Origin of the sequence: Clostridium sp. 10cd* (assembly GCF_044336395.1) — a bacterium.
Lineage (GTDB): Bacteria > Bacillota_I > Bacilli_A > Erysipelotrichales > Erysipelotrichaceae > Clostridium_AQ > Clostridium_AQ innocuum.
The window spans coordinates 4,569,149-4,593,329 of sequence record NZ_CP172347.1; the positions used below are offsets into that span (position 1 = coordinate 4,569,149).

The following is a 24,181-nucleotide window of genomic DNA, read 5'->3' on the forward strand; positions in this document are numbered from 1 at the left end:
CCTTACCTCTAATTATTCCGATAATACGCTACAAATGCGGTACTATAATCTTCCAGCAGCCCAAGGTCCCACAGCAGCTGTAAAAGACCGTAACGCACACGTACTTCCTTTGCCAGTATCACACCATCCCTAGTCATTGCTTCATCGATACCAACCTGCATTGGACGATATGGTGCCTCTACTGATTTCAGAATCGCTGTCACCTCTTCCGGCTGCGGCAGCTCCTGTTCAATGACTGCCTGAATATCCGGCCATTTTTCTTCCATGATATCAATACGTTTTAAAGCTGCTTCTATATCATTCTTACCGGCTTTTTCCTCCAAAGCAAGAACTCCGGGTGCGGCTGCTTCAAAGCGGTCAAGCACCATTGCTTCCCAGGCAGCTTTATCAAATGCCTTTACACGCTTCCTACATGCCGCAAAATCGATACCGTCCCGGGCAAGCTTCTTCCACATGGCGATTACTCCCGGTGTTGCCAGCCCCACCTTAGTTCCATGGAATACCGGTGCATGATGAGCAAATAAAAATTTCATTTCCCAGTAATGAGAAACATGATGCTCACTGCCGGATGCCGGACGTGAATTGCCGACGAATCCCATAGCCATACCGGTTTCAATCAATGCCTCTGTAATTGCCTTTACCGCCGCTTTATCGCGTGTCATTACTCCATCTGCGTGCGCTACAACCTCCTTGATAGATTTATAAACCATATCAACAATTGTCTGACAGTAATATTCCCCGTTGATCATATGTGCAATTTTCCAGTCAACCAGACAGTTATACTTTCCTACAATATCGCCAAGACCTGCCTTAATCATATCCAGCGGTGCATTTGCCAGTACGTCCAGATCACCAAAAATTGCAGTCGGCACATGACAGTCATAGGTTGTTTTAAGATTATCAGTAATCAGTGCGGCGCCAACAGAAGCAAAGCCGTCCATACTCGGAGCGGTTGCCGCAATTCCATAGTTCAGTGAAAGCTTATAGGAAATGAATTTGCACAAGTCGTTTAAAGTTCCGGACCCGACGCCTAAAATGTAATCATATTGACGCTTCATATTCACCAGAATACGAAATACAGAGGCTTCATTCGGAACAACATCCGCTTCAAGGATGACACGATCGCTGGCGATTCCATTAGCGTTTAAATAAGCCTCAAGCTCTTCCCCATATACACGGCAGGTATTTTCGTCCTCAATCATATAGACTGTATGATATGCATGCTCCTGCAAATACTTCAGGATATCCTCCTTCACATGATCACAAACACGGACATGCTCCAGACGGGTGGTATGCTGCTTTCCGCAATCACATGTAAACGCATGACCAAGGTAATCATTGATTTCAAATGTTGCTACCTTCATTTTCATAAGATCACCCTAATCCATATTCACAAAACAGCGCATTGCAGACTCTATATCCTTCTGCATAGCATCCTGTCCTGCTTTGGCGGCATCATGAAAATATTTCACGGGAGATGCAGCATTTACGCCTTCTCCTCCTGCTTTGTCCATATACGTAAAGTAATTGATTTTACGAACACCGTTTGCGATAACCTTCTTGTAATCCGCATGACTTACACCACTTCCTCCATGCATGACAATGGGTACACCAGCTGCCTCCTTTAATTCCTTTACCAGATCAAAGTCAAGCTTCGGCTCTGAAAAATATTCGCCGTGCACCGTTCCGAATGAACATGCCAGACAGTCCACTCCCGTCTTCTCGACAAAATCCTTCGCCTCTGCAGGATCTGTGTAATTCCTGCGATCTGATGCACGGTTTTCTGTAACACCTTCATTATTTAAGGTAATCCCTGCCATTTTACCGATTTCAGCCTCTATGGACACTCCATATTTACGAGCTAAGGCAACAGCTTCCTTTGTCTGCCTGATATTCTCTTCATAGGTCAGTGCGGAACCGTCAAACATGACAGAGGTGAATCCCATTTTCAGAGATTTTTCAATGTAATCCAGATTTACACCATGATCCAGATGAACGACCACTGGCACCTTTGCGCGCTGTGCCATCAGTACCATAACAGGTCCGATCGTATCCAGATTCATGACATTATTCTCCTCATGCGTCTGTGCAAACGCAAGAATCACCGGCATATTCAGTTTCTCTGCTGTATCCAGTACAGCCAGTATATTTTCAAAATTCACGATATTGAAAGCACCGATGGCGATTTTCTTCTCATCGGCAAGCTTCCATACCTCATTCAGATTTGCTAACATAAATTTTCTCCTCCTTTATGATTCAGCTGCTTTTTCATCAAGCTTATACAATACGCATTCCTACGGTCTGTAAAAGAGATATTCTCAGGGTGTTTGACGCTATTATTCTGAGAAACGCAGCATAACTTTATAGGTATCCGGACGGCTTGCACATTCCATTGCTTCCACAACATCCTCATAATCGTACACAGCCTCAATCAACGGCTTCACATCAATGATTCCTTTGGAAATACAGTCAATTGCCTGTGCAAAGGTCTCAATGGTTCCATTCTGGGTACCGGTTACCACAATCTCCTGAGAGTGAAGACGTCCCGCATCCACAAGAATCGGCTCGTTGGGATGAATGGAGCTGAACATATTGCACAACCCGCTTTTTGCAGTCATCTGAATTGCCTGTGCTGCTACAGAAGGAATTGCTGTCGTATTCTCAACAACATTTGCCCCTCGGCCGTTTGTCAGCTTTTTAACCTGCTCAACAGGATCGAATTCCAGCGGATCAATTACATTATCAGCACCCAGCTTCAATCCAAATGCGCGCCGCTTTGCGTCCGTTTCACTCAAGATAATGCGTGCCCCCTGTCGCTTCGCACACAGTACATGCAGCAGTCCCATAATACCGCCTCCGATAACGACAACATCATCTCCCATTTTGATATGGGAACGATTGATACTGTTAATAACACATGCCAGCGGTTCTGTGAATGCGGCTTCATCATCCGGTGTTTCCTTAGGATACACATACAGATGGCGTGCCTTTACCACTGCATATTCTGAAAAGCCATAAAAGCCCGAAAAGCCGTTTTCATTGAAATAAGCAGTTCCCTTTGTGAAATTACTGCATATATTTTCATGATGATGCTTACAGTCCGGACAGACCCCGCAATCATCAATAATATAGTTGATAACCTTATCACCTATATGAAACAGACTGGGATCCACACCTGTTCCTATATGTTCTATTACCGCACTGTATTCATGTCCGCCAATACGCGGATATGACCATTTACAGCCCTGATAATCTCTGACATCATTTACGCAGATTCCGGATGTCAAAACACGAACCAGTACCTCATCCTCTTTCATTTCCGGTACCGGTATGTCCTTGATTTGATAATTTTTAGGTCCTTCTAATACACAGGCTTTCATAATTGTCAGTCCTCCTATTTTCGCTTACCGATTATAAAGTTACATATCGCACACAGAAACAATTCCTGTCTGCTTTTTATAAAAGCAGGGACCAGTAAACAAGAACTGGTCCCTTTCATGTTGGTTGCTAAGCTAAGATTCCAGTTAATCCGCCAATGATACCGATGATTACAATCAGAATAATAATCTTGATGGAAGTCCATCTTTTCTTCATCAGCCAGTAAACTAACATCGTGAATCCAAATGGCAGAATGCCCGGCATGACAGCATCAAACAGCTGCGTCTGCACATTGAATTTTGACCCCGATGTGACAAGCTCCAGACCACAGGAAACTTTTACATAATTGGCGATCAGGCCACCCATAACCATACAGCCCATGACCTGTGCTCCCAGCAGCAGCTTGTCGAGCAGACCCTTTTCCAGAAAATCCATGATAGCCTCGGAGCCCTGCTGGTAACCGAAGAAGAAGTTTGCGAAGCTGAAGATATAACTGATGGCAAGCATCAGAATCAGATATACGATTGCCCCCCAGACGGTACCTGTCAGCGTGATATCAATACAGATTGCCAGAAGGATCGGAATCAGTACCCCCTGATAAATCGTATCTCCAATACCTGCCAGAGGTCCCATTAGGGATGTTTTTAAGGATGTGATAAATTCACCCGGAATCGGTTCTCCCAGTGATTTCTGTTCCTCCAGTGCGATTGCCATCCCCAGAATACAGGAACCGAATTCGATATGGACATTGAAGAATTCCATTTCACGCTCCATGACCTCTTTCCGTTTTGCGGCTCCGTCCGGATCATCCTTATATAAATCATCAATCACCGGTACAAAGGTGTGCCCGCAGGCCATACCCATCATTCGTTCATAGTTATAGCAGCACTGAACCCAGGTTTCCCAGTTAAAGGCTGCACGGTATAAGTGTTTCTTCGGGATGACGTGTCTTGCTTTTTGTTCTGCCATTTTAGAAATCCTCCTCTAACTCAGATTCTTCAGCGATGTTACCTTTTCCGCTGCCCTCTCTGTAGCGAACCTGTACATAAACCAATGCGCATAATAAGGACAATACACCAAGCGGCAGCAGTGCAAGTCCGGAATAGACAGCGACAACAAATCCGATGAACAGAAATACACGGCTTTCCCCTTTAAAGATATACTGCAGTGTGATTGCGATACCCAAGGCAGGCATCAGACCGCCGATGATCTGGAAAATTTTCAAAGGTGTTCCGGCAAGCATCGTGATGAAGCCCTGAATATAGGTGGCTCCGAAATATGCAGCCAGAGAGCAAGGAACGATACAGATAACCGCAGCCATAATCTGCGGCAGCAGTACGTTGGCAATCCAGATTTTATTGTATTGTTCTTTTTCAACAAATCTGTCACCGATGTGAACGAAGATGGAGTCAAAGGTCATACGGCAATACCATACCAGTGTCCCCAGAAGACCGATTGGAACAGCCAGTGCAAGAGCTGTATCGGCATCCAGATTACCGGTTATGGCAAATGCAGCCCCCAGTGTTCCTGCCAGTGCCATATCGGCAGGCATGGACCCTCCGGCTGAAATGAATCCTAAATAAACGAGGTTGATGGATGCTCCAACCATAGCTCCCGTTAATGCGTCCCCAAGGATGATGCCCGCAATCCATCCGCAGACCAGCGGTCTTTGTACCGTCCATAATCCGACAAACGGCAGGTTTGCTTCACCAATCCAATACAGGACCCCCAATAGAATCGCTTGTACTATTGACATAAATTTCTCTCCTCTCTGTTAGTTTTTATGTCCAGCAGAATCTGTCTTATAACAGGTTTGATATATCGACTACCTTCTGCTCAGGTACTAACTGATAATATACATTTACACCCTTCTTGTTTTTCATGCGGCGAATGGAATCCACCTCATCCGGACTCGCAGAAACATTGTTGATGAACGGCTTGCGGTCTCCACGGATACCCATACCGCCAAGGCATACCTCTTTGATTTCCACGCCGCCATCCAGCAGCTGTTCAAAAACGATCGGTGTTTTTGTCAGAACGATAACGCGTTCATTTCCCGGATCCGGCTTCTGAAGTGCCTTAGTTGCGCCTTCAACAGATAATACGGCAACCTTGGTCCCCTGTGGTGCCAGAGCCATCAGTACCCGTTTGTTGAATTTATCCGCAGCAACAGTATCGTCTACAATGACAATTCTGTTTGCACTCAGACTCGGTGTCCAGGCTGTTACGACCTCACCATGAATCAAACGATCATCCACACGTGCTAAAACGATGTTTCGCATTTTTCATCCTCCTCATTATCAAGCATGTCTGCTAAGTATTTTTTTACATCCTGTACGGTACTGCCTGCCAGCTTCATAGCCTCGTCACATATTTCCGCAGCGCTTTTTCCATTTCCTCTCATCAGTAGGATTTCCATCAGCAGGGGAACATTGATTCCTGTTAAATGGTATACATCATATGTGTTCATCAGCTGTACAACCGCATTGAACGGACTTCCGTAAAACAAATCCGTAAGCACAAGGATTTCTTCTCCCTCATCTGCTTTTGTAAATTCCTTCTCAATATTTTCTTTCAGGATATCCACTCCCTGATGAGGATACAGACCGACATATGACAGATTCTGCTGTTCGCCTAATACCATTTCCATTGTCTCAAATAATCCCTTGGAAAAAGAACCATGAGATACTAAGATAACCTTCATAATACCTTCCTTTCTCTATTCATTTCCAACAGGTGAAAGCACTGCTCTGGAAGCGGTTCCACCATCTGGTTATATTCTATACGATTTCCTGCAACGTTTTTTATTATGTTATGCGTAATCATTACGTAACCGATTTTTTTACGGAGTTCATATTGATTATGCAATTTTATAATTTTTTAATTCACTCCTGCATAATATTCTTCAGTGCACTGTACATACGCTTATATTTTTTATATTGCCGATCGTATGCGTCAGTGAGTACTTTTTCCGCAGCATACACCTTCCCCTGTCCGATACAGGCTTCCTTTTCCGATACACCGTCTGCCAGCGCAGCCAGAAGAGCCGCTCCATATCCCGGGGTTGCACTTTCGGTAACGACCTTTAGCTCTGTATGGAGAATATTCGCCATAATCTGCATCCAGACAGGACTTCTTGTACCCCCGCCATTGATTTGTATGCGGGAAGGCCATTGTGCAAGCTTCATACTTTCAAGAACCTCGCGGATAGCGTAGCTTACCCCCTCGAAAACAGCCTGTGTCATATCCTCCCGTCTTGTTTCAAAACTCAGTCCGATAAATGCTCCCCTTACGCAAAGATCATGATACATAAGTTTATCCCCTGTGATGTGCGGGAAAAACAATACACTGTTCTTTCCGAAGCGATCAGATGAAATAAGCTGCTGATCCACAGCCATATCATCTGTCTTCACGATATTTTCCACCCACCATTTATGAGTTCCCCCTGCTGAACGAACCGTTCCCTGTACGATATTGACAAACTGTGTATGATCCGCATTGAATAGAACATTCTTACCTTTTCCTTCGAAGTCCATATCCCTTTTCGGCATAATTACAACTCCGGATGTTCCCAGCGAAATAACCGGTTCCTTCCGGTTCAATATCCCCATAGCCACTGCATTTGCCGGATTATCTCCCGTTCCGGCAATGACACGGATGTCATGATTCACCTTCAGCTGTTCACAAAGTGTCTGTTGAAGTGTCCCGACCACATCGCAGCTGGCATACAGCGGTCCCAGACAGCTTTCTTCAATACCAAGCCTATCCAGCATATACACTGACCATTTCTTTGTGGCAATATCATATAATGAGCTTGTGGATGCTTCACAGTAATCCATACTGTACTGCCCTGTTAATTTATATACGATATATGCATACGGTGTCATGATTTTATGAATACGCGCAAAGCTTTGCGGCTCATGCTCTTTGATCCAGAGTGTATTCACTGCCGGACTTCCCGGTGACAATATTTCAGCGATATGGCGTGTTTCCTCCCTTTGTGAGCATTCCGTACGCAGTTCCTCAACCATACCGGCCGTTCGTAAATCTGTCCACATGATGGCATTGCGCACAGCTTCTCCGTTTTTATCCAGAAATACAGTCGTATGCATCTGTCCCGTAACACCGATTACGGAAACCTCCTGCGGATTACATCTGGCAAAGATATCATGCAGTCCCTTCATTACAGCCTGCATCCATACGTCTGGATCAATTTCCCGCCAGCCCTCCTGCGGCTGCAGGATTGTATAACCATAGCTGTTTTCGTATACGATTGACCGACGGGCATCCATCAGTGTAGTTTTTAATGCGGATGTACCTATATCAAGTCCTATATAATACACAGAATCAATCCCTTCCTATGATTCCTTCAGTCCGTTGATGATCAAAACGAGATCAGCAGCTGTTTTGCTGACATTCTCCACTGCCTTTGCACTGAGACCATACAGATTAGCTTCGTTATGATTCTTTTCATAAGCCTCTCCAAATGTCTGAATGAATGCCCTGCGCAGATCCGAACCGTAATTCACCTTGATCATGTTATAGTCCCGCATCTGTTTTACCTGATCAAACGGAATACCGGAGCCGCCATGCAGCACAAGCGGAACAGGTGATACTTCCGCGATCCTTTTCAGCAGTGCAAGATCAATCTTCGCCACAGCATCAAGACCATGTACATTTCCGATGGAAACGGCCAGAATATCACACCCGGAGCGCTCCACAAATTCTTTTACCAGTGCAGGATCCGTTTTACAGTCTGCCTCATTTACATCATCATCCTCTTTTCCCATGATAGCTCCCAGCTCTGCTTCCACCGGAACATGATAGAAATGACAGTATTCCACTGTTTTCTTTACCTCTTTTATATTTTCTTCGAAATTCAGATGGGAGGCATCCACCATGATGGAGGTAAAGCCCGCATCCACACATGCCTTAACATCATCAAAGCTTTTTCCATGATCCAGATGCAGCCCGACTGGTGTATCTGTCCCCTTTAAAAACTCTCTCATCATATAAGCAATCACTTCCGGATTTGATAAATGCAGGTTGTTGGAGGATATCTGTACCATACCCGGGAGGTGAACAGCATTCAATCCCTTTATAATCGCCTTTGTCATTTCCAGATTCGTCGTGTTGAATGCCGGCAGAAGAAGCTTTTTTTCCTTTGCGTATGCTAGCAGATCAAAACCATTTACAATTTTCATATTCGTTCCTCCCTTATTCTGAAAATTTCACTAATACCTTAAAGGTTTCCGGACGCATGGCAGCTTCCAGCGCTTCCTTAATATCAGTATAGTCATACACCTTTTCAATCAGCGGTTTTACATCTATGATTCCTTTGGCAATGCAGTCTACCGCCTGTGCAAAGGAGCGTACCGTCGGACTGACCGTACCGGTAATCCGGATTTCCTGAGAATGCAGACGCCCCGCATCCACAAGAATCGGTTCATTGGGATGAATCGAGCTGAACATGTTAACAAGACCGCTCTTGGCACACATATCGATTGCCTGTTTGGCTACTGCGGGTATCGCCGTAGTATTGTATACAACATTTGCACCGCGTCCGTTTGTCAGCTGCTTTATCTTCTCCACAGGATCACTTTCCACAGGGTCAATCACTGCATCTGCCCCAAGTTCAAGTGCAAGCTTTCGGCGATCTGCACTTGTCTCGCTGACAATGACGCTTGCGCCCTGCCGCTTTGCACACAGAACATGAAGCAGTCCCATGACTCCGCCACCGATAATCACAACATCATCCCCCATGCGTATTCCGGTTTTATTGATGCTGTTGATCACACAGGCAAGCGGTTCTGTAAATGCTGCCAGTTCATCCGGCGTATCATTTGGTACCATATGCAGATGACGTGCTTTTACCGCAATGTATTCGGAAAACCCGAAGTATCCGGAAATACCTCCTTCGTTATAAAAGGTTTTTCCGCTTTCCGCTGAATCACAGATATTTTCATGTTCGTGCTTACAGTTGTAGCAGACACCGCATTCGTCTATAATGTAATTCACCACTTTTTGACCAATATGGAATATTCCGTTATCAACATCTTTTCCAAGCTTTTCAATCACCCCGGCATATTCATGCCCGCCAATACGCGGATACGTATATCTGGAGCCTTTGTAATCCCGGACATCATTTGTACAAATTCCAGCGACAGTAACTCTCAGTAACACTTCATCGTCTTTTGGTTCAGGAATGGGAAGTTCTTTGATACGAACATCATACGGTTTCTCTAACACACAAGCTTTCATATTTCCTCCTTTTTCTCGGCAGGCATTTTTTATAATTCAAAAAGCCTTACCGTCTGTCTTACAATTCCATTATAAATAAATTCAAATGCGTAGGTTTCGGATAATTGCGGAGTAATTATGAAGTCATCCACAGGGTATTCTTGCGTATCAATTACGCAAAAGACAATTTTTTTCGTAATTGATAATACGGTATGATGTACTTGCTTGCATAGGGTGGGGACTATGTTTCAATTTGTTTTGAATACACAAGGAAAGGAGAAGTGAAATCCTTTAGACAGTTTGGGTTTCATAGTGATAAGAATGCTAACAAAAAGACAATCCAGTATTTTTTTAGAGCTTTGCGAAAAAGTTGGTGAATACTATAAAGCAAACTATTTTTCGGATAAATTTAACATCAGTCTTCGTACCATCCAAAATGATATCAAGGCAATAAAAGAGGACACTGCTTCTTTATCTGATATATTCATAATTGATTCCAGAGTACCCTTCGGTACCAGAATTAAGATTCTGGACCGAGAGCGTTTTGCTCACTATCTCAATGATCTGAAAATGCAGTCGGATGAATACAATATCAATTACAGAGATGATCGTATTTATAAGCTGTTAAACTTTCTGCTGAGCCAGAGAAAAAGCATTTCCCTGACAAAATGTGCAGATTATATCTATGTGTCAAAATCCACACTGACCAGTGATTTAAAAGAGCTGGAAAAAACATTGTCCAAATTCTCCTTACGTCTGATTCAGACAAAGGGTTATATATGGATAGACGGGCTGGAACGGGATAAGCGCATCTGTCTGATGGATGTCAGCTATGCATACCATCCCATGATACCAAGCAAGCTGATATCCGATACGGAGGCTGTTCATGTGGAATTCATAAGAAAGACTTTGATGAAGGAGCTGCTGGAGAAACAGTATCCGATTTCCGATGTCGAGTTTCAGAATATTATTATCTGGCTGAATATATCCATACGGAGAATCACCAACTTCTTTTATCTGAATGATGAGGATATTGACGGCGAGGGTACCTATGACACGGAAATCAAAATCGCAGGGAATATCTTTGAGCGGATTGAAACAAAATATCTGATCCGAGTACCACAGACAGAAATCAATTTTCTAGCAATGTATATTAACAATCACAGTAATTTCAGCAATACTGATTATATATCAGAGGATCTGAATACATTTATTCTGCATGCGCTGCAGAGAATACATGAATCCTATCCGACGGATTTCACACATGATGTAAACCTGCGTATTTCACTGGCTTTGCATTGTGTTCCCCTGATATCCAGAGCACGCAACAATGTACAGATCAAGAATGAAATGCTGGATTATATCAAGCAGAGCTTTCCCTATGCATTTGATATTGCCACATATTTCTCCTACCTGTTATCAGAGCGCTATACATGTAAAATCAAAGAAAGCGAAACCGCCTTTCTTGCCATCTATTTTAATAAAAGCATCAATGAGTATTCCGTCTTAAAGGGCAACAAACGAGTATGTATCATAACGAATCTGAAGCGTTCTGAATATTTCCTTCTGGAACAGTTTCTGTATGATAAATTTCAGAAATATATCGTATCCATCACCTTCGTTTCCTCGAATGAATTGGATGATCTCGATTTGGATGCATACGATTTGTTCTTCTCAACCGAGGATAACAGGGCGACTGAATCCGGACTGGCGACAAAAATTGCATTCTTTCCCGATTCCAATGAGCTGGAGAAAATCAAGGTACGTATAGAAGGCTTTAAAAATGTTGAGGATATCATGAAGCTGTTTGATCCCAAGCTGTTTTTTGTAAAAGATTTCACAGAAAAGGAAGAAATTCAAACGTGTCTTGTCCATGCGGCATCTGACTTGTATAAGCTGGACAATCTCGCTGAGGAAATCGAACTGCGGGAGGAATTTGGTTCCACCTACTTCGGCAATGGAATCGCAATCCTTCATCCCATGCATCTGCTGACGGATGATTCCTTTATCGGCGAAATCATCCTCAAAAAGCCGGCTGTCTGGGATACTGAAGGGAATCATGTGAATCTGATTTTTCTGGTATGTATTCAGAAAAATAATCTGGAAGCCTTTCGTGCCTGGGATTATCTTTCTCCCTTACTGTTCAATAATGAATTCAAACAGGAAATACTGTCTGTTGAGGATTACGATGATTTCAAACGGATATGTGAAGAAAATCTGAAATCGCATATATTATAGGAGGAGCATCATATGACATTTACATTTCTGATTACCGCTGTTGTTCTTATCATACTGCTGATTATTCCGCAGATAATGAAACGAGTCGTATATAAAAAATTGACAGGATATCTGTCAGAAAGAGATTATGAACGATTTGAAAAGCTGCTGGACGGATTCGCCTGTACATTTTCCTTCAAGCCCTACAATCGAGAGTACATGCGGTTAAATTCCTATTTCATGCAGGGTGATAAAAGGAAAATTGAGGCACAGCTCGATACTATTTTCAGTAAAATGAAAATGAGGGATCAGCAAAAGGCAGCCGCTGCCAGACAGGGATTTTATTTCTATATGGAAAATCAGAAGTTTAAGAAAGCAGAAAGCATGCTGCATATCTGTCGAAAGGCTGATAAAAATACCGCAGAGCTTCATACGATGGAAATGATGTACAGTATTCTCGCACTGAAAAAGAGTGAGTATATAGAGGAAATCAGAGAGCGGCTGGAACCGATGAAGAAAATGCCGGATGCCTTTACCAATGATGCAAAGCGTGTACGTATCGGTATTTTTGAATATCTGCTCGGTCTGCAGTATACGTATCTCTGTAATAAAAAATTAAGCAAAACCTATTTGACCTCCGCACTGAAAAACTGCCGGAATACACCCTATGAGTATGAAATCAAAAAGCTGTTGAAGGCATGACCATGAAGCTGACAACAACAGAATTCAGTTTTAATGCATCCTTGTCCTGTATTGATCTTGGACATATTGCTGAGAGTATGGAGGAAATCAATCAATCTCGTATTAAAAGTCTTCACTATGATATGGTGGATGGCCAGTTTAATGAATGCTTCATTTTCGGCGATCTCATGCTGAAGGTATTTCGCAGCTATACTAAATTGCCGATTACGGTGCATCTGGCCTGTAGAAACCCGATTCCATATATTAAGCCCTGTATAGCAAACGGAGCAGATTATATTGCGATTCATTATGAGGCGGATATCGATATAGAAAAAGCTTTTCAAACAGTACGTGATTTTGGAGCAAAGCCTGTCCTTGCCTTTCGCTGTGATACACCGGTACCAGAAGATTTCATTAAAGTCTCTGAGCATGCGGAGTGGATTTTGAAACTATGTGTCCAACCCGGTTTTTCAGGACAGACCTTTCAAGAGGAGGCAGTTCGCCATATAGAAAAAATGCATCAGCTGCTTATGACAGCAGGGCTTGACAGGGTGATCGAAGTTGATGGAAATATTCATACAGGGACCATACAGAAATGTGCAAAGGCGGGCGCAACGATGTTTACAGGAGGAACCTCCGGCTTATGTAATCATAAGCATTCCATTGATGAAAGCATCGTGCTTCTCGAACAGGCCATCATTGCAGGAGGAAATTCAAATGGCATTGACTATGAATGAGGAAAGCAAAAATACGGAATTAAAAAAGCTGCTTTGTGAGCAGGAGAAGTACAGGGCAACAACTTGGGGAAATATCGTATCCACAACACCGAGGCTGTTATCCTATGCTGTTGATGCAGATAAACGTCCGAATATCGGATTCCGTAATATATACTGCTATGTGGGTTTAACGAAAACGAATCTTCATATTGTTACACTGCATTCTCTGGATGTGACAAGGGCTACCGGATATTTCCGTATTCCATTACAGGATATACAAGGAGCCACTGTGAGAAAGGGTGTATTTAAAAGCAGTGTTATTCTGAGCTTCGGAAACGAAAAATTCAAAATTTTTTGGTTTAATGAAGCCACCGGTACCGATATGAAGAAGCAGAGGGCAGCTGTACGAAGAATCTGTGATTATTTCATTGATATTTCGAAACAGGAAAACATCAGGGGTTCTGTATAGGTTCTAACTCATATCGGAGTATATACAGAAATGAAAAAAATCCAATTTTTACCTGATTGAAAGTAAATACAAGGTATAGAGAATTCAGCATGATTGTATAGATCAATAATTTGAATTCTCTTTTTTGTAATCACCCCATCAATTCCACGATTCAGATTTTCTTTCCTCTTTGCTTTTTTTAGCTTTTTCTATAACCGAAAAAGAGCCTCTGCATACTGCTGTATTTATCTTCTCCTATGAGGTATCTTTCGTCTATGAAAACTCTATAGTATTCGTTGTTTCCCAGTCCTGCAGATTCGGTTTCAGTTATAAAAAGGAAGGCATAAGCCATATGATGTTTTTAAAAAGGAACGTATAACAAAAAGCTGCTCCATAAGTCAGTACTTATGAAACAGCTGTGTTACTCTTTCATTGTAATGAATCAAGTAAATGAGTTGAGCATTCACTTTTTATTTTGCTTATCAATATATAATATGCTCCAGTATCCCTTTCATATATGCGATAGCAATTCCGTAATTCGTCATCGGTATTCCTTCCTTTTTTGCCTGTTCCACTCTGAATTGAACATATTTTTTATTAAACATGCAGGCACCGCAATGAATGATGAAATCATAGTCCTGCAGTTCTTTCGGAAAGTCCGTACCGCAAACAATAGTCACCTGCAAGCCGTCTCCATATTTTTTCTTCAGCATAGCAGGAATCTTAACCCTGCCGATATCCTCCGCAAGTGGGGCATGTGTACAGGCTTCGGCAATTAGAACTCTGCTGTTTACAGTCAGCTGATCAATAGCCTTTGCACTTTTTATGAAATATTGGATGTCCCCTTTGTATTTTGCGAATAGTACGGAGAATGAGGTCAACAGACTTTCCTCCGGCTTTTTTTCATATACAAGCGGAAACACCTGTGAGTCTGTGATAATCAGCTTCGGCGGCTTTGACAAAGCTGAAAGAGCCGCATCTATCGTATCGCTTGTACAGCTTTGAATAATACATTTGTGATCCAGCAGATCGCGAATTGTCTGTACCTGCGGCAGGATCAATCTTCCCTTTGGAGCCTGTATATCCTGCGGCATAACAAGCAGAACAAGATCATTTTCCTGTACCAGATGTCCGGTGATCGTTTCTTCCGTAAAATCAGAGGGAAGCAGACGAATCAGAGCCTGACGAACATCATCCGTCACCAGCTCCTTCACATTTGCAATAAGTACGTCACTACCTGTTTTCTTCTCAATCTGTGTAACCACATCCGCATATGCTTTCTCATCTTCAGCATCCTGATTCCATATGCAAAGAACAGGAATCTGTTTTTCTTTTAACTTCTTATACCATGTCATTTCCCAGGAAATATCCATGTCACGGAATACCAGAATTGCCATATCTGTTTTCTGAGTGACTTCCACTGTTTTTTCAACACGCAGATTCCCCAGTTCCCCTTCATCATCAAAGCCTGCAGTGTCATAAAATACCACCGGTCCAAGACCATGAAGCTCCATCGCTTTTATTACAGGATCCGTGGTTGTCCCCGCCACAGGAGAAACGGTAGAGACCTTCTGCTTCGTAATGGCATTTAACAGTGTGGACTTCCCGCTGTTTCGTTTTCCAAATATGCCAATGTGCAGCCGTACTGCATTGGGTGTGTCCTGAAGACTCATATTAAAACCGGAAATCCCGTTTTCCATTATCAATGGAATGCAGATAGGAGGCACAGGTTTCTCTTGCTTTCTCATTTGGAATATGTAACAGCTCCCGATCTATTATGGCACTGCCAAGCTTTTTTGTATCCTCTTCTGCATAATCATCCAGATACTCCCGCAGTGTCAATAATGCGTTTGGATGACAGCAGTTCGCAATCTGTCCGGATTTCACCAGACTCATAAAGCGGTCCCCTGTTCTTCCTTCCCGATAGCATGCCGTACAGAAGCTCGGTATATAGCCCAGCTTCAACAACCAGTTAACCACCTCATCCAGGGTACGGTTATCACTCACATCAAACTGCGCACTGTTTTCCTCTTCCTTTTCCGGTACTGCATAGCCGCCGACACTGGTGGAAGAAGCTCCGGATATCTGAGAAATACCGAGATCAAGAACCTTTTCTCTTGTTTTCTGTGATTCTCTTGTAGAGATAATCATACCGGTATATGGTACAGCTATTCGCAATACAGCAACAATTTTTGTAAATATCTCATCACTGATGGCATTTGAAAATTCATTCGGATTTATATCGTCAGCAGGACAGATACGTGGAACACTGATTGTATGCGGACCAACGCCGTGAACCGCCTCCAGATGCTCAGCATGCATTAAAAGTCCTACAAAGTCATAACGATACATATTCAATCCAAACAATACCCCACAGCCGACATCATCAATACCGCCCTCCATGGCACGATCCATTGCCTCCGTGTGGTAGGCATAGTTTGATTTCGGTCCGTTTGGATGCAGCTGTTCATATGATTGCTTGTTGTAGGTTTCCTGAAACAGGATATACGTACCAATTCCTGCTTCCTTCAGCTTTCGGTAATTATCCACAGTTGTTGCCGCGATATTTACATTCACTCGGCGAATAGCTCCATTCTTATGCTTGATGCCATAAATCGTTTTAATACTCTCAAGCACATATTCAATCGGTGAGTGAACAGGATCCTCTCCTGTTTCCAGAGCAAGTCGCTTGTGTCCCATATCCTGCAGGGCAATAACCTCCTGCCTTATTTCTTCCTGCGTCAGCTTTTTCCTTCGAATATGCTTGTTCTTATAATGATAGGGACAGTATACACAGCCGTTAACACAGTAGTTGGAAAGATACAGCGGAGCAAACATAACAATGCGATTGCCATACAGCTTCTGCTTGATCTGTTTTGCCAGCGTAAACATCTTTTCATTTTCCTCAGGAAGATCACATTCCAATAACACCGCAGCCTCTCTGTGTGTAAGCCCCTTACAATCTGCGGCTCGCTCAATCAGGGAGCTGATCAATTCCTTATTGTGTTTGTTTTCCTGTGCAAAGCACAGTGTTTCTTTGATTTCCTCATCGTCAATAAATTCCGTTGCTTTCAGTGAATGTTTATTGTACATATACGTTTTTCCTCTAACTTTCTTATACTGTCGCCGCGATCTGTTACGAGTTCATATCCAATACGCTTCATACGATTGGAAAGACATACTCTGCATTCGGCTGCTTCATCACCGGTACAGATTTTATCATCATACAGCATGTATTTCTTTCTCACAGCTATCGGACTGAGATTGGGCATCACAACGTTGGCACCTGCTAAAATCCCCTGTTCTCTTCCCTGTGGATCAATCGTACCCAGAGCTGTAGTCGCCGGAAGAAGTACATCCGGCAGGATCAGACGGATAATGGAAAGCAGTGTCAGTGTCAGCGTGAAGCTGCCGGCCGGTTCATTGTGAAACGGTGTATCATGATGCGGAAGAAAAGGCCCGATTCCCACCATTTCCGGCTGAAGCTCCTTCATGAAATGCAAATCCTCTACAATATGCTTCAGCGTCTGTGAGGGAGAACCGACCATGATTCCGCAGCCGGTCTGAAAACCGATCGCCTTCAAATCTCTTAAGCACTGCTTGCGATGCTCACTGGTAAGCTCTTTTGGATGCAGACAACGATAATGCTGTGCATTGCTTGTTTCATGACGCAGCAGGTAACGATCTGCACCTGCATCATAATAGCGCTGATAGCTCTCCTTCTCTTTTTCTCCAAGTGATAAGGTGATAGCACAATCCGGATACCGCCGTTTTATATCAGTTATGATTTCAATCAGAAGCTCATCCGTATAATATCCATCCTCCCCGGACTGCAGGACAAAGGTACGAAATCCAAGATTATAGCCTTCATCACAGCAGGTAAGGATATCCTCTTTTTTCAGACGGTATCTTTGCGCATGGGAATTGCTGCGGCGGATACCGCAGTAATAGCAGTCATTGCGACAGTAGTTGCTAAACTCTATCAATCCACGGGTATACACCTTATTTCCATAGTATCTGTGCGCTGTTTTTCTTGCATACTCCGCAAGCAGATTTCTTATTTCATTCTCACCATGATGTATAAGTACCTCAAGAAATTCTTCATCTCTTAGCCAGCCTTCCATATATAGCTTTTCGATCAGAAAAGAAACATTATCCATCTATATTCTCCATCACATTGGAATACAGTGCCTTTGTACTGACACCCTCTAATTTCCCCAGTTTACCGGATAATGCAGAAATGACAGGCTGAGGTGCATCTATGATAATACTGATAACAGAAATCCCTCTTTTCTGATACGGCACTCCCATACGACCAAGAATATATTGTGCATATTCATGAAGTATGGAATTGATTTTTTCAGCAGACTCCGTATTTTCGACAATGATACCGATAACAGCAACTCTAGTTTCCATAACATCCTCCTCCATTAAAAAAATTCTTGTCCTATGAAAAAACAAGAATACAGTAAAAAACTATTTGCATTCCCGTCTTTTTCCTCAGGCTGTTCCTTTAGAAGCAGATCGTCAGCGATCGATGTTTGATGTTTACGGTCAGTACCACTTTCCGCTCACTTCAACATCTTGATTATAACACCTTGTTTATTTGTTCACAAGTAATATAGTACTATGTACTTAAAAAACTAAAATAATTTCCAATACATAAAGAAAAGAAGAAGACATTGCTGCGTACTCCCTCTTCCTATTCTTACATTGGATGAAATGCGTCTGTTTTTCGTTCAATCAGAACTGCAAATTGTTTAGACTCCATGTTTTTATTGTATTTCTCAGATTTATCTTATCCCTATTTTTCAATTGCAATCAGGTAGGTCGCAAATGCATAGGAAAGATTACGAATCAGCGATAAATCATCTTCATTCCATTCATGAATTCTTCGATCATTCATACCAAGTACACCAATCATTCTATGATCATACAAAATCTGATGCTGCAGTGTTGCCTGAATTTGATATTGTTCATACGCATTTATATAACGGATATCATTTACGTTAATCTGATTCTGATAGTAAAGGTGTCTGTCATCAAAAGCCTTTAGGTATGCTGGATCCGTCTGAATATGAACATGCTTGGATGCCTTATTCCTTTCCAGGTCATATATATAAACTCTGCCCATGGAATATGCTTCATTTTCAAAGCGAAGCAGAAATATATTTTTCACATTCATGGAACGGCAGATAAATTCCATCGTCTGTGCCAGCAGCTCATCCCGTTTATCGAATACATTCAGCATTTCAAATACCTTTGGCAGAATATCATTGACGGTGACCTCATGGCGGTCCTTGCGCTTTTCTTTTTTCTGCATGATCTGACTGAAATAGTCATTTTTATAGACAACAAACTGGTCACGCCCATTTGCCTTAGCTTCATAAAGAGCATGATCTGCTTTCATAAAGATATCTTCAAAATCCTTTTCTGTATCCACAATACAAATTCCCATACTGACAGTAAGCTGCTTCTGCAGCTTACTGATATTCAGATTGCGTATATTATCTATAATACGTAAAGCATTCTTTTCAATATCCTCAATACATGAGATATGATTCAGATACATACAAAATTCATCACCGCCGATTCTGCCGACTAGATCTTCCTCTCTTAGATTATTCTGAAGATTAGCTGCGACCTTCATGATTACCTGATCACCCACAAGATGTCCACAGGTATCATTGATAATTTTGAAATTATCAATATCCAGTATAAAGAAAGCACCCTTTTCGTCTGCTCTTTTACCACGAATCGCCTCCAGCACATGGTTGCGAAAGGCAGTTTTATTCAATACCTCGGTAAAGGGATCCAGTTTGTTGCTGCGAAGAAGCTCTTCATTTCGCTGCAGGATAATATGCTGTTCGTAGAGTGCGTTTTCCAAATCCATTTTATTCATCATACTTTGCAGATTATTGCGTTTTTCCTGCTCTCTGGCCTTTCGGTTGAGACGATAGGCTTCCAGCAGATGGAGAAATAGTTCCTCTTTGGAGCAAAATTGCATTGCCAGCTCCACCTTGATATCTGCTAGTCTTGCGGAATTGATAGAGTTTGGATGATGAGATTCCATTTTTTCAAGATTGCGATATAGCAGATATGCCTGATCCTTTAATTTTAATGAAATGCAGATGTGAATACAATCCATATAGTTTCTCACTGTATTTTTATAATCAGATGTATGGGGAGCAGCCTCCAGAAAGTCATATAATCTTTGCTTTAATTTCGCTATATCCTTTCTGTGCCACAATTCGAATATGCTGATCATGATTCTATTCTCTGTCAGTACCACATGGTCATTGTCTTTGAAATAGCGTAAGAATGTTTCATACCAGGAGCTGCCTCTGCTGCGCGGTTCATTTTCATATATACCATCAGAATATTCGTTAATATAATACCGTCATTCAGTGAAAATTCAAGATGCATTTTTCTTCGTTCCTGAAATGCCCGTATGAAGTATTCAATTCCTCTTTGTTCACAATCGATATCATGGAACAAAGTTCCCAGATTGTTAATAATCGCATAATGATATTCGAATTCCGGATGATCCATTGTGAGATAATAAGCCTTTAGAAGAAAATGCAGGGAGGTGAGAAAATCCCCCAGATCAGAATAAACGATTCCCTGTAGATTATGTATGTATGCAAGAATTTTCAGATATTCATTTTTTTCACAGTATTCCTCACTTTGAAAGCAGTGCTGAAGACATTCTTTGTAATTTCCTCTTGAAAATTCATAATATGCCTGAAAATACAATGCAGCTGCAATGTAGTAGGGATCCTGATGAAGCTGCGCAATTTCCAGTAGCCGGGAAGCCTTTTGAAGAATCTCCTCCGGTCTCCCCTGTTTGCGCAGTATAAGAAGCTGTTCTTCAAGCTCTGTAGCTTCTTTTTTATAAACTTCCATGCTCATCCTCTTTTCTTTAATTAAAAAAACTCACATTCGACAAATTTCGCATATGGAAAGGGAGCCATGCTGTCTTGCATGACTCCCTGTTTTTTATGCATTATCTTCGCTGTAAACGATTTTCAGACGCCGCTGATTACCTTCACCTTCACTGACGGTAGCAATATGCTTCATATTGGCTAAATAGTTGTGAATAGCCTTTCTTTCATCGGCCGGCATAGGATCCAGTGTTGCATCAGTTTTTGTCCTCTGTACGCTTTTCGCAACTCGAAGAGCCAATGAACAAACTTTCTGATATTTCTCTTCCTTATATCCGTTGATATCAATCAGTACACCAATCCGGCGCTTAAACTCACTGGAAGAAGCAGATTTCAGAACAGTATTGACTGCCTGTAATGTCTGTCCGTTCTTTCCAATCAGAATAGCGTTGTTCTCAGCGTCCAGATTAACACGGAAATATTCACCGTCATCCACCACATCAATGGACACTTCCATATGAATACCTTCGAAATAGGTCTGCAGATATGCTTTCATGAATTCACGAATATCATTTCTACAGTAAGCCGTTATGGTTGTTTTGCTGCCAAGACCCAGAAAGCCTGAGGTTTCTTCTGTAACATTATAAGTGAGCTCTTCTACGCTTACTCCCTTATCCTCGGCAGCCTGCTTCAATACATCTTCCAGATTTTTGCCAGTATACGATTTCATCCTGTTATCCTCCTAATCTTTGATAAAGAATTTGTGGATTACAATATTTTGGATAACTCTTGCAAGAGAGTTTACCAGCCAGTAGAAGGACATACCCAGCGGCCAGTTGATTGCAAAGATGGCAATCATACCGGTACTCATGTACATCATCATGTTCATGGAGCCCATCATACCATTTCCGCCCTTTTTCTTAGGCTCTGCATATTTTTTCTCTTTGACATGCATCTTTTTCTTTCTGTGTTCCTGCAGCCACTGCGGCATTTTGAAGGACAACAGCTGGAAGGCTACCATCAGAACAAAGATGACAACATACCAGTAATTACCTAAGTTAAACCCTTCGATCGGCGTCTTAGCCAGGTTGATTCCCTGGAAGGAACCGGTTACCACGCTGTACGCGCGCATCGTCGCCTGATACATACCCAGAATTACCGGGAACTGTATAAACGTTACCAGCAGTGTTCCAAACGGATTGATTTTGTATTTGCTGTAGAGCGCCTGCATTTCCTGCGCCTGCTGCATCTTGGAGCGGTCATCGGTTTTGCCTGCATATTTCGCCTGAATCTTATTCATTTCCGGCTGAATGGACTGCATACGCTGTGATGCTACCTGTGATTTGATTGAGAACAGGAAGATCAGCAGCTGAATCAGGAAGGTCGCTGCAATGATACCGATACCTGCATCACTGAAATCTGCTACAAAGTTAATCAGGAATGCAATCGGCCATACGATCAGCCCGTTGAACCATCCCTCGTCCATTGCATCCGAGAATGTTGTTTTTTCGATTGTAATCAAATCATCTGCTTTATAATCCTTATACTTCTTTTGAAGTTCTTTGTCGTCTGGAATGTCAACATCTCCGCGTTTCACCTGAACGTCATTGTTCGTGTAAATGGAATTGACATATGTCTTACCATTCTGCCCACGCGGAACACTACATCCGGTCAGTGTCACGACCATCAGCATAACGACCAGAAGAAACTTCTTTTTGTTTCTAAAAAAATCTTTCATCTTTTTGTCTCCTCGCTAAGTTTGCCTACCTTTATATTTTAACTTTTTTAACCAATCTTTCCAAGAGTTTTTTGTTGTTTATATAATTTTCTTCATGATATTTTACGCGAACGAGTATAATCGTATCAAATTTCTCTTCAAAACTGTAAATATCCTGTACCATCATGCGTACCTGACGCTTGATTTTATTACGTACAACTGCTTTTCCCATTTTCTTACCAACGGAAATTCCTACTCTTGCATGATCTTCTTTTCGCGGCTTCACATAAATAGCAAAGGAAGGACAGGTGTAAAATTTTTTGTAATTCATAATCTCGGCGAATTCCTGGCTTTTTTTCACACGATATTCCTTTTTCATGCAGTTCTTCCTTTCTGTCTTCCGCTTCCCTGATGCCGTTTTCTGCCTGCTATACGCTTTCACAGCATCATACGCTTAATCATAGCCTAAATCAGGGGAAAAAGCAATAACGTACAGCAGGAAAGCACCTGAAACAGAGGAAGCCTTCACTTTGACAAGGCGAAAAAAAATCACCACAGGGTGATTTTTTATGCTGATAACACTTTTCTACCTTTGGCACGACGACGCGCTAATACTTTACGTCCTCCTACTGTAGCCATACGGGCTCTGAATCCATGAGTTTTCTGGTGTTTTCTTTTGCTCGGTTGATATGTTCTTTTCACAAGAGCCACCTCCACTTCTTCTTTATCATTTTATACAAATTGAGCATTGCTTTAAAATTATACATAAAAACTCTGTCAAAGTCAATAATTCATTAAAAATATTTGAAAATACGTTTATTTGTCAATCCATGCCATTTTTCGACAGAAGGCATGTGTAAAAATAGGGAACAGCAGCACGATAAAAGCAGAAACCACTATAAATATAAAGATACTTGCATAAAAAAATAAAACGGTGGAGATCAGTGCCTGAAGCAGCAGCATGATGCCGTAAACAATTCTGGTTTCCACACGCAGGCTCATAACTGCGTACAGGAAGATAATTCTTGCCGCTACAACCACAGCGAGAATTCCGAAGAAAACGGATAGGGAAGAAAGCTTATCCGCAATCAAAACAAATGAAAGCAGTGCCAGAAACAGCTCCAGCAGCAGACTCATCTGATAGGTAGAGGCAAGACGGTGCTGAATCATGCGTTTTGTACTTTTTTCAAACCAGTTCATATCATCACATCCTATATAATCATCTCATCTATTATATAGGAAGTTGAAAAAGAACACAATTCACTTCGCAAATTGTCCTGTATATTATCATTCAGAGGGTTTTCAACAAAACACTCCGTTTACGGTGGAAAACTTGGCTTTCAACTCCAATTCATAATATGAAGCAGAGGATATCAGCTGTTTATCCCGATGCAAGAGATTTTCCACGATTCTTCCACAAGAATACATATCATAGTTTTCCACCATATGTGGAAACTGTAGAAAAGCTTCTCATAACCTTTATTTATCATACTTTTCATGTGTATACAATGATGGAAAAGCATCTGTTGATATCCATTGTTTTCCACTTTTCCACAAAATACAGGATTCCACACTTCCTGTTTCCCCATTTTTTCCATATGGAAAGCTGTGGAAAGTGGAGAAACTCCTTTATTTATCCTGTTTAAAGCATGTTTTCCTGTGGATAACCTATGTGTGTAAACGGAATCCACCGGAAATCCTTCAGAAAACGTGTCCTGTCCGGTGGAAAACTGAATCAGTATTCTCCTTCACTTTCCATAAACAAATTATTTCCATTTTTTCTACATGACAGCAGCACTTTTTTACATATGCTGTGATTCCCTTTATCTTAATCAGAATAGCCGTGGTATTTTTCCACAATCTATAGTAAAATATAAGGTGCATGAAAAAGGAGTCGTTT

The 24,181-nt window shown here is 42.0% G+C and carries 25 protein-coding genes; 4 read left to right on the forward strand and 21 right to left on the reverse strand.

Annotated elements, in window-relative coordinates:
- Positions 1-8: 8 nt before the first annotated feature.
- From ACG3M1_RS22710 to ACG3M1_RS22755, 10 genes are all read right to left on the reverse strand, one after another.
- Positions 9-1,370, reverse strand: a complete 1,362-nt coding sequence (locus tag ACG3M1_RS22710; RefSeq protein ID WP_009270063.1) for a sn-glycerol-1-phosphate dehydrogenase — start codon at positions 1,368-1,370, stop codon at positions 9-11.
- 9 nt (positions 1,371-1,379) lie between these two features.
- A complete protein-coding gene (locus ACG3M1_RS22715) occupies positions 1,380-2,234 on the reverse strand; it encodes a class II fructose-bisphosphate aldolase (RefSeq protein WP_009270064.1) in 855 nt (284 codons plus the stop codon).
- A gap of 102 nt (positions 2,235-2,336) precedes the next feature.
- Positions 2,337-3,380, reverse strand: coding sequence for a zinc-dependent alcohol dehydrogenase (locus ACG3M1_RS22720; protein ID WP_395814651.1), 1,044 nt, complete (start codon positions 3,378-3,380; stop codon positions 2,337-2,339).
- 127 nt (positions 3,381-3,507) lie between these two features.
- A complete protein-coding gene (locus ACG3M1_RS22725; RefSeq protein WP_002606658.1) occupies positions 3,508-4,347 on the reverse strand; it encodes a PTS system mannose/fructose/sorbose family transporter subunit IID in 840 nt (279 codons plus the stop codon).
- A gap of 1 nt (position 4,348) precedes the next feature.
- Positions 4,349-5,134, reverse strand: a complete 786-nt coding sequence (locus ACG3M1_RS22730; RefSeq protein WP_002606659.1) for a PTS mannose/fructose/sorbose/N-acetylgalactosamine transporter subunit IIC — start codon at positions 5,132-5,134, stop codon at positions 4,349-4,351.
- Positions 5,135-5,180: 46 nt separating this feature from the next.
- Complete coding sequence (locus ACG3M1_RS22735) at positions 5,181-5,660, reverse strand: PTS system mannose/fructose/N-acetylgalactosamine-transporter subunit IIB (RefSeq protein WP_395814654.1); 480 nt, start codon at positions 5,658-5,660, stop codon at positions 5,181-5,183.
- Positions 5,642-6,082 carry a PTS sugar transporter subunit IIA gene (locus ACG3M1_RS22740; RefSeq protein WP_002606661.1) on the reverse strand — a complete coding sequence of 147 codons (441 nt, stop codon included), beginning with the start codon at positions 6,080-6,082 and terminating at the stop codon, positions 5,642-5,644. The genes ACG3M1_RS22735 and ACG3M1_RS22740 overlap by 19 nt, the downstream gene beginning before the upstream one ends.
- 181 nt (positions 6,083-6,263) lie before the next feature.
- Positions 6,264-7,721 carry a xylulokinase gene (locus ACG3M1_RS22745; RefSeq protein ID WP_257374863.1) on the reverse strand — a complete coding sequence of 486 codons (1,458 nt, stop codon included), beginning with the start codon at positions 7,719-7,721 and terminating at the stop codon, positions 6,264-6,266.
- 15 nt (positions 7,722-7,736) lie between these two features.
- A complete protein-coding gene (locus ACG3M1_RS22750; protein WP_009270068.1) occupies positions 7,737-8,582 on the reverse strand; it encodes a class II aldolase in 846 nt (281 codons plus the stop codon).
- 13 nt (positions 8,583-8,595) lie between these two features.
- A complete protein-coding gene (locus ACG3M1_RS22755; protein ID WP_009270069.1) occupies positions 8,596-9,639 on the reverse strand; it encodes a zinc-dependent alcohol dehydrogenase in 1,044 nt (347 codons plus the stop codon).
- Between the two features lie 300 nt (positions 9,640-9,939).
- Between ACG3M1_RS22755 and ACG3M1_RS22760 the strand changes: the two genes are divergently transcribed.
- The 4 genes from ACG3M1_RS22760 to ACG3M1_RS22775 are packed head-to-tail and all read left to right on the forward strand — an operon-like array spanning position 9,940 to position 13,701.
- Entirely contained in the window at positions 9,940-11,856 is a 1,917-nt protein-coding gene (locus ACG3M1_RS22760; protein ID WP_002606665.1) for a BglG family transcription antiterminator, read from the forward strand.
- 12 nt (positions 11,857-11,868) lie between these two features.
- Positions 11,869-12,537: a hypothetical protein gene (locus ACG3M1_RS22765; RefSeq protein ID WP_009270070.1), complete on the forward strand. Its 669-nt coding sequence runs from the start codon at positions 11,869-11,871 to the stop codon at positions 12,535-12,537.
- A 2-nt stretch (positions 12,538-12,539) separates the two neighbouring features.
- On the forward strand, positions 12,540-13,253 hold the full coding sequence (locus ACG3M1_RS22770) for a ribulose-phosphate 3-epimerase (RefSeq protein ID WP_224727362.1): 714 nt from the start codon (positions 12,540-12,542) through the stop codon (positions 13,251-13,253).
- Complete coding sequence (locus ACG3M1_RS22775) at positions 13,234-13,701, forward strand: hypothetical protein (protein WP_009270072.1); 468 nt, start codon at positions 13,234-13,236, stop codon at positions 13,699-13,701. The genes ACG3M1_RS22770 and ACG3M1_RS22775 overlap by 20 nt, the downstream gene beginning before the upstream one ends.
- 461 nt (positions 13,702-14,162) lie before the next feature.
- On the opposite strand, the gene hydF is transcribed toward ACG3M1_RS22775, so the two are convergent.
- From hydF to ACG3M1_RS22830, 11 genes are all read right to left on the reverse strand, one after another.
- Complete coding sequence (gene hydF / locus ACG3M1_RS22780; RefSeq protein WP_040014075.1) at positions 14,163-15,353, reverse strand: [FeFe] hydrogenase H-cluster maturation GTPase HydF; 1,191 nt, start codon at positions 15,351-15,353, stop codon at positions 14,163-14,165.
- A gap of 1 nt (position 15,354) precedes the next feature.
- The gene (hydG, locus tag ACG3M1_RS22785) at positions 15,355-16,773 is read right to left on the reverse strand and encodes a [FeFe] hydrogenase H-cluster radical SAM maturase HydG (protein WP_009270074.1); all 1,419 of its coding nucleotides are present in this window, start codon (positions 16,771-16,773) and stop codon (positions 15,355-15,357) included.
- Complete coding sequence (gene hydE, locus ACG3M1_RS22790; protein ID WP_009270075.1) at positions 16,752-17,840, reverse strand: [FeFe] hydrogenase H-cluster radical SAM maturase HydE; 1,089 nt, start codon at positions 17,838-17,840, stop codon at positions 16,752-16,754. The genes hydG and hydE overlap by 22 nt, the downstream gene beginning before the upstream one ends.
- Complete coding sequence (locus tag ACG3M1_RS22795) at positions 17,833-18,096, reverse strand: TM1266 family iron-only hydrogenase system putative regulator (RefSeq protein WP_002606672.1); 264 nt, start codon at positions 18,094-18,096, stop codon at positions 17,833-17,835. Before ACG3M1_RS22795 ends, hydE begins: the two co-directional genes overlap by 8 nt.
- Positions 18,097-18,484: 388 nt before the next feature.
- Positions 18,485-19,948, reverse strand: a complete 1,464-nt coding sequence (locus tag ACG3M1_RS22800) for a diguanylate cyclase domain-containing protein (protein WP_009270076.1) — start codon at positions 19,946-19,948, stop codon at positions 18,485-18,487.
- A gap of 14 nt (positions 19,949-19,962) precedes the next feature.
- Positions 19,963-20,586, reverse strand: coding sequence for a hypothetical protein (locus tag ACG3M1_RS22805; RefSeq protein WP_009270077.1), 624 nt, complete (start codon positions 20,584-20,586; stop codon positions 19,963-19,965).
- 93 nt (positions 20,587-20,679) lie between these two features.
- The gene (locus tag ACG3M1_RS22810) at positions 20,680-21,294 is read right to left on the reverse strand and encodes a protein jag (protein WP_002606674.1); all 615 of its coding nucleotides are present in this window, start codon (positions 21,292-21,294) and stop codon (positions 20,680-20,682) included.
- A 12-nt stretch (positions 21,295-21,306) separates the two neighbouring features.
- Positions 21,307-22,302 (reverse strand): YidC/Oxa1 family membrane protein insertase, encoded by a 996-nt coding sequence (locus tag ACG3M1_RS22815; protein ID WP_002606675.1) that lies wholly within the window; start codon positions 22,300-22,302, stop codon positions 21,307-21,309.
- A gap of 31 nt (positions 22,303-22,333) precedes the next feature.
- Positions 22,334-22,660, reverse strand: a complete 327-nt coding sequence (gene rnpA / locus ACG3M1_RS22820) for a ribonuclease P protein component (protein ID WP_002606676.1) — start codon at positions 22,658-22,660, stop codon at positions 22,334-22,336.
- A gap of 188 nt (positions 22,661-22,848) precedes the next feature.
- Positions 22,849-22,983 carry a 50S ribosomal protein L34 gene (gene rpmH, locus ACG3M1_RS22825; protein WP_009274359.1) on the reverse strand — a complete coding sequence of 45 codons (135 nt, stop codon included), beginning with the start codon at positions 22,981-22,983 and terminating at the stop codon, positions 22,849-22,851.
- Positions 22,984-23,097: 114 nt separating this feature from the next.
- On the reverse strand, positions 23,098-23,481 hold the full coding sequence (locus ACG3M1_RS22830) for a hypothetical protein (protein ID WP_002606677.1): 384 nt from the start codon (positions 23,479-23,481) through the stop codon (positions 23,098-23,100).
- Between the last annotated feature and the right edge of the window lie 700 nt (positions 23,482-24,181).